This is a genomic window from Pseudomonas sp. LB3P81 (genome assembly GCF_054897965.1).
The window spans coordinates 3,394,813-3,409,981 of sequence record NZ_JBUBVG010000001.1 but is presented as its reverse complement, the minus strand read 5'-3'; the positions used below and the strand labels follow the sequence as shown (position 1 = coordinate 3,409,981).

The 15,169-nt window shown below is 55.0% G+C and carries 12 protein-coding genes; 7 read left to right on the top strand and 5 right to left on the bottom strand.

Features of this window, described 5'->3' with window-relative positions:
* Positions 1 to 66 precede the first annotated feature (66 nt).
* The 5 genes from mnmE to rpmH all read right to left on the bottom strand — a co-directional run bounded on the left by mnmE (position 67) and on the right by rpmH (position 3,995).
* Positions 67 to 1,437, bottom strand: a complete 1,371-nt coding sequence (gene mnmE / locus ACYZTL_RS15680; protein WP_461952554.1) for a tRNA uridine-5-carboxymethylaminomethyl(34) synthesis GTPase MnmE — start codon at positions 1,435 to 1,437, stop codon at positions 67 to 69.
* Positions 1,438 to 1,516: 79 nt separating this feature from the next.
* Positions 1,517 to 3,202, bottom strand: a complete 1,686-nt coding sequence (gene yidC, locus ACYZTL_RS15675; protein ID WP_461952553.1) for a membrane protein insertase YidC — start codon at positions 3,200 to 3,202, stop codon at positions 1,517 to 1,519.
* A 2-nt stretch (positions 3,203 to 3,204) separates the two neighbouring features.
* A complete protein-coding gene (gene yidD, locus ACYZTL_RS15670; protein ID WP_010207715.1) occupies positions 3,205 to 3,450 on the bottom strand; it encodes a membrane protein insertion efficiency factor YidD in 246 nt (81 codons plus the stop codon).
* Positions 3,443 to 3,844 carry a ribonuclease P protein component gene (rnpA, locus tag ACYZTL_RS15665; protein ID WP_031319201.1) on the bottom strand — a complete coding sequence of 134 codons (402 nt, stop codon included), beginning with the start codon at positions 3,842 to 3,844 and terminating at the stop codon, positions 3,443 to 3,445. Before rnpA ends, yidD begins: the two co-directional genes overlap by 8 nt.
* A 16-nt stretch (positions 3,845 to 3,860) precedes the next feature.
* Entirely contained in the window at positions 3,861 to 3,995 is a 135-nt protein-coding gene (rpmH, locus tag ACYZTL_RS15660; RefSeq protein WP_003213577.1) for a 50S ribosomal protein L34, read from the bottom strand.
* Between the two features lie 566 nt (positions 3,996 to 4,561).
* On the opposite strand from rpmH, the gene dnaA reads away from it, so the two are divergent.
* From dnaA to ACYZTL_RS15625, 7 genes are all read left to right on the top strand, one after another.
* Positions 4,562 to 6,082, top strand: coding sequence for a chromosomal replication initiator protein DnaA (gene dnaA, locus ACYZTL_RS15655; RefSeq protein WP_017341708.1), 1,521 nt, complete (start codon positions 4,562 to 4,564; stop codon positions 6,080 to 6,082).
* A gap of 39 nt (positions 6,083 to 6,121) precedes the next feature.
* The gene (gene dnaN, locus ACYZTL_RS15650) at positions 6,122 to 7,225 is read left to right on the top strand and encodes a DNA polymerase III subunit beta (protein WP_461952552.1); all 1,104 of its coding nucleotides are present in this window, start codon (positions 6,122 to 6,124) and stop codon (positions 7,223 to 7,225) included.
* A 20-nt stretch (positions 7,226 to 7,245) separates the two neighbouring features.
* Positions 7,246 to 8,349, top strand: coding sequence for a DNA replication/repair protein RecF (gene recF, locus ACYZTL_RS15645; RefSeq protein ID WP_461952551.1), 1,104 nt, complete (start codon positions 7,246 to 7,248; stop codon positions 8,347 to 8,349).
* 5 nt (positions 8,350 to 8,354) lie between these two features.
* Positions 8,355 to 10,772: a DNA topoisomerase (ATP-hydrolyzing) subunit B gene (gene gyrB / locus ACYZTL_RS15640; RefSeq protein ID WP_461952550.1), complete on the top strand. Its 2,418-nt coding sequence runs from the start codon at positions 8,355 to 8,357 to the stop codon at positions 10,770 to 10,772.
* A gap of 804 nt (positions 10,773 to 11,576) precedes the next feature.
* The gene (locus tag ACYZTL_RS15635) at positions 11,577 to 12,215 is read left to right on the top strand and encodes a Tn7 transposase TnsA N-terminal domain-containing protein (protein ID WP_461952549.1); all 639 of its coding nucleotides are present in this window, start codon (positions 11,577 to 11,579) and stop codon (positions 12,213 to 12,215) included.
* Positions 12,196 to 14,154, top strand: coding sequence for an integrase (locus ACYZTL_RS15630; protein ID WP_461952548.1), 1,959 nt, complete (start codon positions 12,196 to 12,198; stop codon positions 14,152 to 14,154). The genes ACYZTL_RS15635 and ACYZTL_RS15630 overlap by 20 nt, the downstream gene beginning before the upstream one ends.
* Positions 14,151 to 15,092, top strand: a complete 942-nt coding sequence (locus ACYZTL_RS15625; protein WP_461952547.1) for a TniB family NTP-binding protein — start codon at positions 14,151 to 14,153, stop codon at positions 15,090 to 15,092. Before ACYZTL_RS15630 ends, ACYZTL_RS15625 begins: the two co-directional genes overlap by 4 nt.
* The last annotated feature ends 77 nt before the right edge of the window (positions 15,093 to 15,169 follow it).

The window sequence follows — 15,169 nt, the reverse complement described above, 5'->3', positions numbered from 1 at the left end:
AGGAAGATTTAAGAGAAGGGAGGGAACAGACAGGCACGAAAGGCCTGTCTGTGGACAACGGAACGACTATTTACCGATGCAGAAGCTGGAAAAGATTCGTCCAAGCAAATCATCGGAGCTGAATGCACCGGTGATTTCACCCAAAGCGTGCTGCGCCTGGCGCAAATCTTCGGCCAGTAGCTCGCCGGCACCTGCCAGAGTCAGCTGTGCACGGCCGTGCTCGAGGGATGCACTGGCATGATGCAACGCCTCAAGGTGACGCCTGCGAGCACTGAAGCTGCTTTCCGAGGTCTGCTCGTAGCCCATGCAGGCCTTGAGGTGGTCACGCAGCAGTTCCAGTCCCTCGCCTGCAGACCTGGCGCTGAGGCTGATGGTGACGTGGCCATCCTCGCTGACTTCCAGGGCAATCGCTTCACCGGTCAAGTCCGCCTTGTTGCGGATCAGCGTGACTTTGGCCGGATCCGGGCGGATCTCCAGGAACTCCGGCCATAACGCGAACGGATCAAGTGCTTCAGGTGCTGTGGCATCGACCACCAACAGCACCCGATCTGCTTCGCCGATGGCTTTCAACGCCCGTTCCACGCCTATTTTTTCCACTTGGTCATCGGTATCTCGCAGACCAGCGGTATCCACCACGTGAAGCGGCATGCCATCGATGTGGATATGTTCGCGAAGAATGTCCCGGGTTGTGCCGGCAATCTCGGTCACGATCGCGGCTTCCCGCCCAGCCAAGGCGTTCAGCAAGCTGGATTTACCGGCATTCGGTCGACCGGCGATGACCACTGTCATGCCGTCACGCAACAATGCACCCTGTCCGGCTTCGCGCAGTACGGTGGATAACTCGTCCCTGACCTTGTCGAGCATGCTCAGTACATGGCCATCGGCAAGGAAGTCGATTTCTTCTTCCGGGAAGTCGATGGCCGCTTCTACATAAATCCGCAGGCCGATCAGTTGCTCGGTGAGGTTATGCACACGATCGGAAAATGCCCCCTGCAAGGAACGCAATGCATTGCGCGCAGCCTGTGCAGAACTGGCCTCGATCAGGTCGGCGATCGCTTCGGCCTGCGCCAGGTCGAGTTTGTCATTGAGGAACGCACGTTCGCTGAATTCACCTGGCCGTGCCAGACGACACCCCAGTTCAAGGCAACGCTTGAGTAGCATGTCCAGAACAATCGGGCCGCCATGACCCTGGAGTTCCAGCACGTCTTCGCCGGTGAACGAGTTCGGTCCCGGAAAATACAAGGCGATGCCCTGGTCCAGCACCTCTTCGTTTTTATCGAAAAACGGGCCGTAGTGGGCGAATCGCGGCTTGAGTTCACGACCGCTGAAGGCCTTGGCCGCAACGCTCGCCAGTGGCCCGGAAATACGGACGATGCCTACGCCGCCACGACCTTGAGCGGTGGCGACGGCGGCGATGGTTTCACGAGGAGCGCTCATAAACCGATATCCAGACAAAAGTGACAGATAGCAAAACGCCCCACTAGGGGGCGTTTTGAGTGGTTATCCACAGTGTAAATCAGGCGGCTGCTTTAGTAGCCGCTTCGATTTTACGAGTGATGTACCACTGTTGGGCGATGGACAGGCAGTTGTTCACTACCCAGTACAGCACCAGACCAGCCGGGAACCACAGGAAGAAGAAGGTGAAGATGATTGGCATCAGCTTCATTACCTTGGCCTGCATCGGATCCGGAGGAGTCGGGTTCAACTGCTGCTGGATGAACATGGTTGCACCCATGATGATCGGCAGAATGAAGAACGGATCCTTGATCGACAGGTCAGTAATCCACAGCATGAACGGCGCTTGGCGCATTTCTACGCTTTCCAGCAGAACCCAGTACAGCGAAAGGAAAACCGGCATCTGCACGAGGATTGGCAAGCAACCACCCAGCGGATTGATCTTCTCTTTCTTGTACAGCTCCATCATGGCTTGCGACATTTTCTGCCGGTCATCGCCATGTTGCTCTTTCAGCGCGGCCAGTTTCGGTGCCACTGCGCGCATGCGGGCCATGGATTTGTAGCTGGCTGCCGACAGCGGGAAGAAGATCCCCTTGATCAGCATGGTCAGGAAGATGATCGACCAGCCCCAGTTACCAACCAGCGCGTGGATGTGTTGCAGCAACCAGAAGATTGGCTGGGCAATGAACCACAGAATGCCGTAGTCGACCGTCAGTTCCAGACCTGGGGACAACTCTTTCAGCACCGCCTGGCTTTTCGGACCGGCGTACAGAACAGCACTGGTCTCGGCTTTCGCACCTGGCGCAACAGTCATTGCCGGGGCGGTGTAACCGATGATGTAGTTGCCTTTGCTGTCTTTGCGGGTCTGGACGACGTTGTTTTCGCCCTTCGCCGGAATCCACGCAGTCACGAAGTAGTGTTGCAACCAGGCAACCCAACCACCGCTGACGGTTTCTTTCAGCTGAGCCTTGTCCATGTCCTTCATCGACACTTTCTTGTACGGCTCGTTACTTGTCCACAGGGCGGCGCCCAGGTAAGTCGCGGTGCCGGTGGCGGTGCTGGAAGAAGGATCGGAGCTGGCATCACGCTTCAATTGCGCGAACATTGCACCGGACCAGGGCTGAGCGCTCTGGTTGTCGATCAGGTAGGAAACGGTGACGTCGTACAGGCCACGTTTCAGGGTGAAACGCTTGATGTAGTTGACGCCGTCCTTGCTGAACTTCAGGTCCACGACCAATTGGTCCTGACCGTCAGCCAGTTGATAAATCTTCTTCTCCGAGGCGTAAACCGGACGACCGGCAGGACTTGCGTCCGGACCGTTGGTGCCGATCAAACCGCTTTGAGCCAGATAAGTCCGCTCGTTGCCGTTATCGAACAGCTGGAATGGAATTTCCGGATGGTCCTGGCGACGTGGATACAGCGGCAGCGTCAACTGGGCAACATCACCACCTTGTGGATCGATAGCCAGGTTGAGCACATCCGTTTTGATCTGGATGAGGTCTTTGCTTGCAGCTACCGGCGTTTCAGCAGGAGCATTTGCACTGGTATCGCTTGCGGCGCGTGGAATGTCGTCACTGACAGAAGCATTATTGCCAGTCGCCGTATCCGGTAGGCCCGGTGCGGTAGTACTGGAAGCAACATTCTGAGTCGGCAGGGCAGCCTGGCCATAGTCCTGGTTCCATTTAAGAACCATAACGTAGGACACGATTGCCAGGGCGACGATCAGGATCGTGCGTTTGATATCCATGATTACTCGGCCATCGAAGAAGAACGGGAGGTAGGGATAGGCGGAACCGGGTCATAACCACCGGGATTCCACGGATGACAGCGACCTAAACGACGAAAGGTCAGCCAGCCACCGCGCAGAAGGCCATGATTTTCTATGGCTTCTAACGCGTAGCAGGAACAACTGGGGTAGAAACGACAGTGACTGGCCATCAGAGGACTAATGGCATAGCGATAAAACTGGATCGGAACGAGTGCCAGTTTACGCATCGGGACTGTCTACCCCTACAGTTTCGGTTTTGACTGCTGGTACCGGCGTGCTGCGTGCCAGACGCTTCCAGAGTTTGCCGAAATGCTGAATCAATTCGGGGTTTTCTACGTCACCCAAACCTTTGCGCGCGACGATAACGATGTCCCAACCGGCCAGTGAATCCTGGTTCAGACGGAACGATTCGCGCATCAGACGTTTGAGGCGATTGCGCTCGACGGAGAGCTTTACGCTCTTTTTCCCGATAACCAGCCCGAGACGGGGGTGATCAAGATCGTTGTTGCGCGCAAGGAGCAGGAGATTTTTCCCCGGAACCTTGCCGGTAGGGGAGTCAAAGACTGCCTTGAAATGCCGGGGAGTAAGCAGACGCTTTTCCCGACTGAAGTCCTGACTCACCTCCAGTGCCGGCTTATCAAACTGCCAGACGCGCACGACCTTTGGCGCGACGACGCGACAGAACGGCACGACCGTTCTTGGTAGCCATGCGAGCACGGAAACCGTGGGTACGAGCGCGTTTGATAGTGCTTGGTTGGAAAGTACGTTTCATTGTCGTGTTACCTGGTTCGTCCACAACGGGCCGGAATGGCCCCCGTTTTAAGAGACCGGGGATTCTAGAGAAAGCAAGCCTCTAGGTCAATTTCCAACCAACGTTTCCTTATAAATAGATCTCCAGTGGTTTTGCTCGCCTTCCGCCTTGGCCAAATATAAAAATAAAGAAGGAAAGTATTTAAAGCTTTTCTGTAAAGCTTATAAAAGCTAGGGCACCGATCATCTGTGGATAACTACCTTAAGGCCTTCTATCCCGTGCTGTACAGAGAATGACAACTACGGTGGAAAACGGTGGTCAGCCTGTGCTGCGCTGTCGGATAAGCTGTGTGTGAAAGGGGTTGTTATCCACAGGCAGGTTATCCACCGAGTTTCGCCCCCACTTGTGCAACGACCTCAGGGGCGGTTATCCACAGAGCTTATGCACAGACCATTGGTCGTCTTTTTTACGTATAAATCGTTGATTCTTCTTGGCCAGTGGCCCACCTACGTGTGGATAAGTCGGCGTCTGGTCGCTACAATGGCCGCTTGTTTTTGCCTCACCGGCTTTCAACTTAGGGGATATCCGTGTCAGTGGAACTTTGGCAGCAGTGCGTGGAGCTTTTGCGCGATGAGCTGCCTGCCCAACAATTCAACACTTGGATCCGTCCTCTACAGGTCGAAGCCGAAGGCGACGAGTTGCGTGTTTACGCGCCGAATCGTTTTGTTCTCGACTGGGTCAATGAAAAGTACCTGGGCCGCGTCCTTGAACTGCTTGATGAGCATGGCAACGGCATGGCGCCTGCGCTCTCCTTATTAATAGGCAGCAAACGCAGTTCGGCGCCGCGTGCCGCTCCGAATGCGCCGCTGGCTGCCGCCGCGTCCCAGGCACAGGCGGCTCAAGCACCTGTCAGTGCTCCGGCACCCGCCCCGACGGCTACACCGACCAAGCGTTCGACTCAGAAAGTTGCCGACGTCAGTGAAGAGCCGTCGCGCGACAGTTTCGACCCGATGGCAGGTGCGAGCTCTCAACAGGCCCCGGTGCGTTCCGAGCAGCGCACGGTGCAGGTCGAAGGTGCGCTCAAGCACACCAGCTACCTGAACCGCACTTTCACCTTCGAAAACTTCGTCGAAGGTAAGTCCAACCAACTGGCCCGCGCAGCGGCCTGGCAGGTAGCGGACAATCCCAAGCACGGTTACAACCCGCTCTTCCTTTATGGCGGCGTTGGCCTGGGTAAAACCCACTTGATGCACGCTGTGGGTAACCATCTATTAAAGAAGAACCCGAATGCCAAGGTTGTGTACCTGCATTCGGAGCGTTTCGTGGCCGACATGGTCAAGGCACTGCAACTGAACGCGATCAACGAGTTCAAGCGCTTCTACCGTTCGGTGGATGCGTTGCTGATCGATGACATTCAGTTCTTCGCCCGCAAGGAACGCTCCCAGGAAGAGTTTTTCCACACCTTCAACGCCCTGCTCGAAGGTGGCCAGCAGGTCATTCTCACCAGTGACCGCTATCCGAAAGAAATCGAAGGCCTTGAAGAGCGCCTCAAATCCCGCTTTGGCTGGGGCCTGACGGTTGCCGTCGAGCCGCCGGAGCTGGAAACCCGCGTAGCGATCCTGATGAAAAAGGCCGACCAGGCCAAAGTCGATCTGCCCCACGATGCGGCGTTCTTCATTGCCCAGCGTATTCGCTCCAACGTCCGTGAGCTGGAAGGCGCGCTCAAGCGTGTGATAGCACACTCGCACTTTATGGGCCGCGATATCACCATCGAGCTGATCCGCGAATCCTTGAAAGACCTGTTGGCACTGCAAGACAAACTGGTCTCTGTGGATAACATTCAGCGCACGGTCGCCGAGTACTACAAGATCAAGATTTCCGACCTGCTGTCCAAGCGTCGTTCTCGCTCGGTCGCTCGTCCGCGTCAGGTTGCCATGGCGTTGTCCAAAGAGTTGACTAACCACAGCCTGCCGGAAATCGGCGACGTGTTTGGCGGCCGGGACCATACGACTGTTTTGCACGCCTGCCGCAAGATCAACGAACTTAAGGAATCCGACGCGGACATCCGCGAGGACTACAAGAACCTGCTGCGTACACTGACCACTTGATGCATACCAGCGCAGCTTATTAAGGCAAGGGACTAGACCATGCATTTCACCATTCAACGCGAAGCCCTGTTGAAACCCCTGCAACTGGTCGCAGGCGTCGTCGAGCGCCGACAGACCTTGCCGGTGCTCTCCAACGTGCTGCTGGTTGTCGAAGGCCAGCAACTGTCGCTGACCGGTACCGACCTGGAAGTCGAGCTGGTCGGTCGTGTAGAACTCGAAGAGCCTGCTGATCCGGGTTCCATCACTGTGCCTGCGCGCAAGCTGATGGACATCTGCAAGAGCCTGCCGAACGACGCGCTGATCGACATCAAGGTCGACGAGCAGAAACTGGTGGTGAAGGCTGGCCGTAGCCGCTTCACCCTGTCGACCCTGCCGGCCAACGATTTCCCGACCGTGGAAGAAGGTCCGGGCTCGCTGACTTGCAGCCTGGAGCAAAGCAAACTGCGTCGTCTGATCGAACGCACCAGCTTCGCCATGGCCCAGCAGGACGTGCGTTACTACCTGAACGGCATGCTGCTGGAAGTCTCGGCCGGGATCATCCGCGCCGTGGCCACCGACGGTCACCGTCTGGCCATGTGCTCGATGCAAGCCGACATCGGTCAGCCGGATCGCCACCAGGTCATCGTGCCGCGCAAGGGTATCCTTGAGTTGGCGCGCCTGCTGACCGAGCCGGATGGCATCGTCAGCATCGTTTTGGGTCAACATCACATCCGCGCTACCACTGGTGAGTTCACCTTCACCTCGAAACTGGTCGACGGTAAATTCCCGGACTACGAGCGCGTGCTGCCGAAGGGCGGTGACAAGCTGGTACTTGGCGACCGTCAGGCGTTGCGTGAAGCCTTCAGCCGTACTGCGATTCTGTCCAACGAGAAGTACCGTGGTATCCGTCTGCAACTGGCCAACGGTCAGTTGAAGATCCAGGCCAACAACCCGGAGCAGGAAGAAGCGGAAGAAGAAGTCGGCGTTGAGTACAACGGCGGCAATCTGGAAATCGGTTTCAACGTGAGTTACTTGCTCGACGTGCTGGGCGTGATGACCACTGAGCAGGTTCGCCTGATTCTGTCCGACTCCAACAGCAGTGCGCTGGTACAAGAGTCCGACAACGACGACTCGGCCTACGTTGTCATGCCGATGCGTCTGTAATCATGCTCAGCAGAAGCTAGATGTCCTTAAGTCGCGTCTCGGTCACCGCGGTGCGCAATCTGCACCCGGTGACCTTCTCCCCCTCTCCCCGCATCAACATTCTTTACGGCGCCAACGGCAGCGGCAAAACCAGTGTTCTGGAAGCCATTCACCTGCTGGGGCTTGCCCGTTCGTTTCGTAGCGCCCGCCTGCTGCCGGTCATTCAGTACGAGCAATTGGCGTGCACGGTGTTTGGCCAGGTCGAATTAGCCGAGGGTGGGCATAGTGCATTGGGAATATCGCGCGACCGCCAAGGTGAGTTTCAGATTCGCATCGACGGGCAAAACGCCCGCAGCGCTGCGCAACTGGCTGAAATCCTGCCTCTGCAGCTAATCAATCCTGACAGTTTCCGCTTACTGGAAGGCGCACCGAAGATTCGTCGACAGTTTCTCGACTGGGGCGTGTTCCACGTGGAACCGCGATTCATGTCAACCTGGCAGCGCTTGCAGAAGGCCCTGCGTCAGAGAAACTCTTGGCTGCGGCATGGTACACTTGACGCCGTTTCGCAAGCGGTTTGGGACAGAGAACTGTGCCAGGCCAGCGCTGAAATTGATGAATACCGCCGTGCTTATATCAAAGCCTTGAAACCAGTCTTTGAACAGACCTTGAGCGAACTGGTTGAGCTTGAGGGTTTGACGCTCAGCTATTACCGAGGCTGGGACAAGGACCGCGAGTTGAGTGCAGTGCTCGCCGGGTCCCTTCAGCGGGATCAGCAATTGGGTCATACCCAGGCCGGACCACAACGCGCTGATTTGCGTCTCAGATTGGGCGCGCATAACGCCGCGGACATCTTGTCCCGCGGACAGCAGAAGTTGGTGGTCTGTGCATTGCGGATTGCTCAAGGGCATCTGGTCAGCCAGGCCCGACGCGGCCAGTGTATTTATCTGGTGGATGACTTGCCGTCCGAACTGGACGAGCACCACCGTCGCGCGCTTTGCCGCTTGCTGGAAGACTTACGCTGCCAGGTGTTTATTACCTGTGTAGATCACGAATTATTGAGGGAAGGCTGGCAGACGGAAACGCCAGTCGCCCTGTTCCACGTGGAACAGGGCCGTATCACCCAGACCCACGACCATCGGGAGTGAAGGCATTGAGCGAAGAAAATACGTACGACTCAACGAGCATTAAAGTGCTGAAAGGCCTGGATGCCGTACGCAAACGTCCCGGTATGTACATTGGTGACACCGACGATGGCAGCGGTCTTCACCACATGGTGTTCGAGGTGGTCGATAACTCGATCGACGAAGCTTTGGCCGGCCACTGCGACGACATCAGCATCATCATCCACCCGGACGAATCCATCACCGTTCGCGACAACGGCCGTGGTATCCCGGTAGACGTGCACAAAGAAGAAGGCGTCTCGGCTGCCGAGGTCATCATGACCGTGCTGCACGCCGGCGGTAAGTTCGACGACAACTCCTACAAAGTATCCGGCGGTCTGCACGGTGTAGGTGTGTCGGTGGTGAACGCACTGTCCAAAGAGCTGATCCTGACCGTGCGCCGTAGCGGCAAGATCTGGGAACAGACTTACGTCCACGGTGTTCCGCAAGAGCCAATGAAGATCGTTGGCGAGAGCGAAACCACCGGCACCCAGATTCACTTCAAGCCTTCGGCTGAAACCTTCAAGAACATCCACTTCAGCTGGGATATTCTGGCCAAGCGGATTCGTGAACTGTCCTTCCTCAACTCTGGTGTCGGTATCGTCCTCAAGGACGAGCGCAGCGGCAAGGAAGAGCTGTTCAAGTACGAAGGTGGCCTGCGTGCGTTCGTTGAATACCTGAACACCAACAAGACCCCGGTCAACCAGGTGTTCCACTTCAACATCCAGCGTGAAGACGGCATCGGCGTTGAAATCGCCCTGCAGTGGAACGACAGCTTCAACGAGAACCTGTTGTGCTTCACCAACAACATTCCGCAGCGTGACGGCGGTACTCACCTGGTAGGTTTCCGTTCCGCGCTGACGCGTAACCTGAACACCTACATCGAAGCTGAAGGCCTGGCCAAGAAGCACAAGGTCGCCACCACCGGTGATGACGCCCGTGAAGGCTTGACCGCGATTATCTCGGTGAAGGTGCCGGATCCGAAGTTCAGCTCCCAGACCAAAGACAAGCTGGTTTCTTCCGAAGTGAAGACCGCGGTCGAACAGGAAATGGGCAAGTACTTCTCCGACTTCCTGCTGGAAAACCCGAACGAAGCCAAACTGGTCGTCGGCAAGATGATCGACGCGGCACGTGCGCGTGAAGCGGCGCGTAAAGCCCGTGAGATGACCCGTCGTAAAGGCGCGCTGGACATCGCTGGCCTGCCGGGCAAACTGGCTGACTGCCAGGAAAAAGACCCTGCCCTTTCCGAACTGTACCTCGTGGAAGGTGACTCTGCTGGCGGTTCCGCCAAGCAGGGACGTAACCGCCGGACGCAAGCCATCCTGCCGCTGAAAGGCAAGATCCTGAACGTCGAGAAGGCGCGCTTCGACAAGATGATCTCTTCGCAGGAAGTGGGCACCTTGATCACCGCGCTGGGCTGCGGCATCGGCCGCGACGAATACAACATCGACAAGCTGCGCTACCACAACATCATCATCATGACCGATGCTGACGTCGACGGTTCGCACATCCGTACCCTGCTGCTGACGTTCTTCTTCCGTCAGTTGCCAGAGCTGATCGAGCGTGGCTACATCTATATCGCTCAGCCACCGCTGTACAAGGTCAAGAAAGGCAAGCAAGAGCAATACATCAAAGACGACGACGCCATGGAAGAGTACATGACGCAGTCGGCCCTGGAAGATGCGAGCCTGCACCTGAACGAGGAAGCCCCGGGTATCTCCGGCGAAGCCCTTGAGCGCCTGGTGAACGACTTCCGTCTGGTGATGAAGACCCTCAAGCGTCTGTCGCGCCTGTACCCACAGGAATTGACCGAACACTTCATCTACCTGCCAGCGGTGAGCATGGAGCAGCTGTCGGATCACGCAGCGATGCAGGATTGGCTGGCCCAATACGAAGTTCGCCTGCGCACCGTCGAGAAGTCGGGTCTGGTCTACAAAGCCAGCCTGCGTGAAGACCGTGAACGTAACGTCTGGCTGCCAGAGGTCGAACTGATCTCCCACGGCCTGTCGAACTACGTCACGTTCAACCGCGACTTCTTCGGCAGCAACGATTACAAGACCGTTGTTTCCCTGGGTGCTCAACTGAGCTCCTTGCTGGACGACGGCGCGTATATCCAGCGTGGCGAGCGCAAGAAGCCGGTCACCGAGTTCAAGGAAGCACTTGAATGGCTGATGACTGAAAGCACCAAGCGTCACACCATCCAGCGATACAAAGGTCTGGGTGAGATGAACCCGGATCAGCTGTGGGAAACCACCATGGACCCAAGCCAGCGCCGGATGCTCAAAGTGACCATCGAAGACGCCATTGGCGCGGACCAGATCTTCAACACCCTGATGGGTGATGCGGTCGAGCCTCGTCGTGACTTCATCGAAAGCAACGCCTTGGCGGTTTCCAACCTGGATTTCTGATCCAGTGTAGGTTCACAAAATAGTTGCTCATTTTCACAAATAGCTGAATCCACGCGTTCACGCACAAAAAAGGCCAATTCTCTGAATTGGCCTTTTTTTGTGCGCAGAGATTCGGCTCCTCTGCCCTTTTCGGAAATGGTGAGTTAGAGGCTGGAGGACTGACAATCCGTAGGCGGCGTAGGGGGGCGGGTACGTAGCTGATGAGCACCACATGAAGTGATGTGCTGGGTTTTGTGTAGGGCAGGCAGGCGCGGAAGATGGATTACACGCGAGATCAATACTAGAAGTATCGAATCAGATTCTGCACGCGTACAAATAACAATAAATAAAAACTGTCAAGTGGTTTGACGAAGATTTTCGTGGAGAAAGACGAATGGCTGGAGTAGAATTTGGCACGCTATTACACCGTAATAGCGTGCCAAGAAAATCAGCCGGTTACGTAGACTTGTTGAAGCAAGTTCCTAACGGCCACCGGTAACAGCTTCTGCTGTGGACATCTATCTGCAAAATAGAGGTTCAGGAGCATGGCTGCTTTCGTCGACGATCCCATAAGGAGGCATCGAGAAATGTAGATACTGCCAAACCAGAGGCTTTGACAGGGCCACAACCAGGTACTTCTTGCGTCTGATCTCGCGCAATTTCTGCCTTTTTTTGGCGCTTGTCAATCCTCTCCCACAATTTTGACTTTTGCGAGGTCTCTCGACGGCACAGTGTTGCCTGTCGAAAGTCCTCCCGAGCCCTGCTCTGCACCTGCATTTTTAGGTGCAGCGACGGTGCTCGTCTCTGGATTGATGGAGGTGTTCGATGTCAGTGCGAAAGGTTGTAACCCGGCGTTCTTGCCATTTCAGAGGCTACTTTCCCTCCCTGAAAAATGGCAAACCTACGCCTTGGGAATCCCAGTTGGAAGGTGGGTTTTTCCGGCTTCTGGAGCTATCACCGCAGGTTCACAGCTACACCATACAGCCCAGCCGAGAGAGCGTATCGCTCGACTCGGCTACCGTAAAATATTTTCCTGACCTCCATGTTTTTCTCACGGATGGCAGGGAATGGTGGTTCGAAGTTAAGCCGGAAAAGCGACTTCTGATCGCCAGCATTGATCAAAAGCTGGAAGCTGCAAAGGCCCATTTTGCTGCCAGTAATCGCAATTTCACTGTCGTTACGAATGAGCTGATCCACGGTGAGCCGTTGGCTAGGAATCTTCAGCAGCTTATGTACCACCGTCGCGGGCCCATGCTTTCGAACTCGCAGATCGTTGAGGTCCGCGAACTTCTTGATGCGCACGAGCCGAAGACTTTGAGCGGACTTATTACCATTTTTGGTGATATGGAAGCGTGGCGTTTATTGGGCTTGGGCATTGTTGGTATCAGTCTTGATCAGACTATTAGCAACAACTCTGAAGTCTTCTTAACAGGAGGGCACCGCCATGCAGATTTTTTCGCTTAAAGCAAAATTAGTCGTATCGGTAAAAGGCGTTTTAATGGTTCTCCAACGGCGATTAGTTGATCGACGACTGCTATTTTTTGATGAGTTAGGTGAGCCCACAAAGTTAACTGAGGCCGAGTTCTACGTTGGTTACGAAAAGCGTGAAATTGAAATTTGCGCGGATCAACCTTTTCTCGGAGAAGTGCCATTCATACGGAACGTAGCCCCTGATCTTACGTGCTTTCCAGCCAATCACTGTCAAGAAGCCTTACGTCGGCGCCAGTATCTTGAGGGTGTAATGGGGAAGGACCGATCAAAATTGCCGAGTGAAGAAATCATGTTAGAAGAATTAAAAAAAATTGCAAAAATAATAGGTGATGCATGTGCACCTTCAATATCAACTGTCAGGCGTTGGGCGTCGAGATATATTGGAAACAACATAATAAGGTTGGTGCCTAAACATAATAAAAAAGGCCGGACAGCCGCCATTACAGGTGAGCTTGAAGGCATTCTGGGGAGCATCATTGATGAACTTTATCTAAAAGAGACTCGGCCAAAGGTTTCAAAGGTCATTGGCGAATACCATCTCAGACTTGAGGCCCTTAATCGGGAACGGTTGCCCTCTGAACAGTTCATCCTCCCCAGCGGTATGACCGTCCGCAGATACATTGCTAGTCTAGATCCCTTCTTGGTGGATGTTGCTCGCCTGGGTAAGCATGCCGCTAAGAAAAAGCACCGTGTGGCTGCGGGTGTGCTCCAAGTAAATCAGATCCTCGAGAGGTGGGAGATCGATCACACCCTATTGGATGTGCTGCTTGTGGACGAGGAGACTGGTTTGGTTATCGGGCGACCTTATCTGACGATAGTGTTAGATAGGTACTCTCGAATGATCATGGGATACCTCCTACACCTGTCTGCGCCAAACACAGAATCTGTTCTACGAGTCATTGAGCGCTCAATCCGTCCCAAAGCAGAACTGTTGCAACGCTTTCCGAAAGTGAAGAATGAATGGCCAGCCCATGGTATGCCGGCGCGTATCGTTCCGGACAATGCTGCCGAGTTTCATGCTGATGATTTGATCTTGGGGTTCAACGATCTAGGCATCGAGATTATGTATCCTGCCTCCCGAGCTCCTGAAATGAAGGGCGCGGTCGAGCGTTTTTTTAGCACTCAGAATCTGGGACTTATCCACAACCTCCCTGGTACAACATTCTCCAATATCCAGGACAGAGGAGATTACAAGTCCGAAAAAAACGCCTGCTTCACTTTATCGCAGCTAGAGGCCGTAGTCGTTAAATGGATCGTGGATGGCTACCACCAAACGCCGCACCGAGGCCTCAAGAAGATGACCCCCGCCCAAGTCTGGGCATTTGATGAGGCTCAGACTTTGGTCAGGCTGCCCGTGGATCTCGATGCACTTGAATGCATTCTTGCTCGACGAACCTCCGTTAAGGTTCATCACTATGGAATTGAAGTTGACAGCATCGGTTACCACTCGGTTGAGCTCGCTCAGTTAAGACTGCTCTTACAGCCTGATGAGAAAGTGAATGTTCGTTATCGAGACGAAGCTGGACATGTCTGGGTTCATGATCGGTTTCGAAACGTATTCCTACAGGTGCCGGTGAAGGACAAGCGGATGATCGGTAAGAGCCGAGAAATGTGGAAGGCGGCCCAGAAAGCGTTAAGAGATGCTGGAGGAGAACAACCCAGCTTTGATGAACTGCACCGCTGCTATCAAGAGCTGCGAGAAGACGTTGACGAAGCTCGTCGCTCTCAAAAGCTGCGAGTGCGTCGGGAAGCAGCGCGGGCCAAGTTGGATAGGGAGGGTCGTAAGGCCGAGGCGAATCCTCCTCCGGTAGTCGTAGCTGAGATGGAGTGGGTGGATAGGTCATCCACACCGCCAACTGCACCCTCCACTTTCAAGGTTTCCTACCGTCCGCCAGCAGGTGATCGACCATGAACGCTTTAGTACAAAGCTTCCCCCCCTTCTCTCTGCGTCATCACTTCATTCACAGCCCCCAGGCCGAGCGAGCCTTGACGCGCTTGGGTGAGGTGCACGGTGATACCCGGCGTACCGGGGCGAGCAAAGGCTTGGTCATCCAAGGTCCGAGCGGGGTAGGAAAAAGCACTTTGATCAAGGAGTACGTCAGGGAATTGGAGGCAGCGGAACCTTCGGGGTCCGGGAAGCGGACGGTCTTGGTGGTTGAGATTCCCTCATCACCCACCAAGAAAAACTTGGCAACAGCGATGCTGACAGCACTAAAGGATCCATACGCGGATGCTCGCGGTCATTCCGCGGAGGTCAAGTTCGCTCGCATCATTCTACTTATGACCAATCTTGGAGTTGAAGTCGTGGTGCTCGACGAGGCACAACATTTGGTGGATTACCGACGCAACGATGCGTATGAAGCCGCGGATTGGATCAAGAGCTTGATGAACGAAACCAGCATCACCTTCGTACTCGTCGGACTGAAGCGAACCGAGGGCCTGCTATGGGCAAACGAGCAACTACGACGAAGGTTTTCTGCGACGGTTGAATACAACCGGTTCAGCTATGCCGAAAGCACATCGGCGCAGTTTTCAATGCTTCTCGAGGTGATCGCTAGCCTATTGCCGGTTAAGGCCATCAGCTTTACGGAGCCACAGTTGTTAAGGCGCTTTCACATGGCTTCGTATGGCTTGATTGACTACCTGATCAAGATTCTGGATCGCGCTGTGTGGCTCGTCCAGCATAGAGCTCTCGAAGGTATAAATCTGTATGTCCTAGCCGAAGCGTTTTTGGATGAGGTGTGGAGCAAAGCGACCGACCAGCGAAATCCATTCAGTATCAGCTTTAACTTCAAGCCTCTGATTGGATTTCATGAGCCGTTCGAAAAATTCGACCTCATCGCCTCCTAAAGAGAAGGCCGGGGAGATCCCCCGGCCTCCTTCTCTAAAGAAAACCTTCGGTATCTCATTGTTCTTAAGGATGTACA

What these genes read in the sequence shown, in the direction of transcription:
- mnmE (WP_461952554.1), bottom strand. Translation starts at nt 1,437, where the DNA reads ATGAGCGCTCCTCGTGAAACCATCGCCGCCGTCGCCACCGCTCAAGGT.
- yidC (WP_461952553.1), bottom strand. Translation starts at nt 3,202, where the DNA reads ATGGATATCAAACGCACGATCCTGATCGTCGCCCTGGCAATCGTGTCC.
- yidD (WP_010207715.1), bottom strand. Translation starts at nt 3,450, where the DNA reads ATGCGTAAACTGGCACTCGTTCCGATCCAGTTTTATCGCTATGCCATT.
- rpmH (WP_003213577.1), bottom strand. Translation starts at nt 3,995, where the DNA reads ATGAAACGTACTTTCCAACCAAGCACTATCAAACGCGCTCGTACCCAC.
- dnaN (WP_461952552.1), top strand. Translation starts at nt 6,122, where the DNA reads ATGCATTTCACCATTCAACGCGAAGCCCTGTTGAAACCCCTGCAACTG.
- recF (WP_461952551.1), top strand. Translation starts at nt 7,246, where the DNA reads ATGTCCTTAAGTCGCGTCTCGGTCACCGCGGTGCGCAATCTGCACCCG.
- ACYZTL_RS15635 (WP_461952549.1), top strand. Translation starts at nt 11,577, where the DNA reads ATGTCAGTGCGAAAGGTTGTAACCCGGCGTTCTTGCCATTTCAGAGGC.
- ACYZTL_RS15630 (WP_461952548.1), top strand. Translation starts at nt 12,196, where the DNA reads ATGCAGATTTTTTCGCTTAAAGCAAAATTAGTCGTATCGGTAAAAGGC.
- ACYZTL_RS15625 (WP_461952547.1), top strand. Translation starts at nt 14,151, where the DNA reads ATGAACGCTTTAGTACAAAGCTTCCCCCCCTTCTCTCTGCGTCATCAC.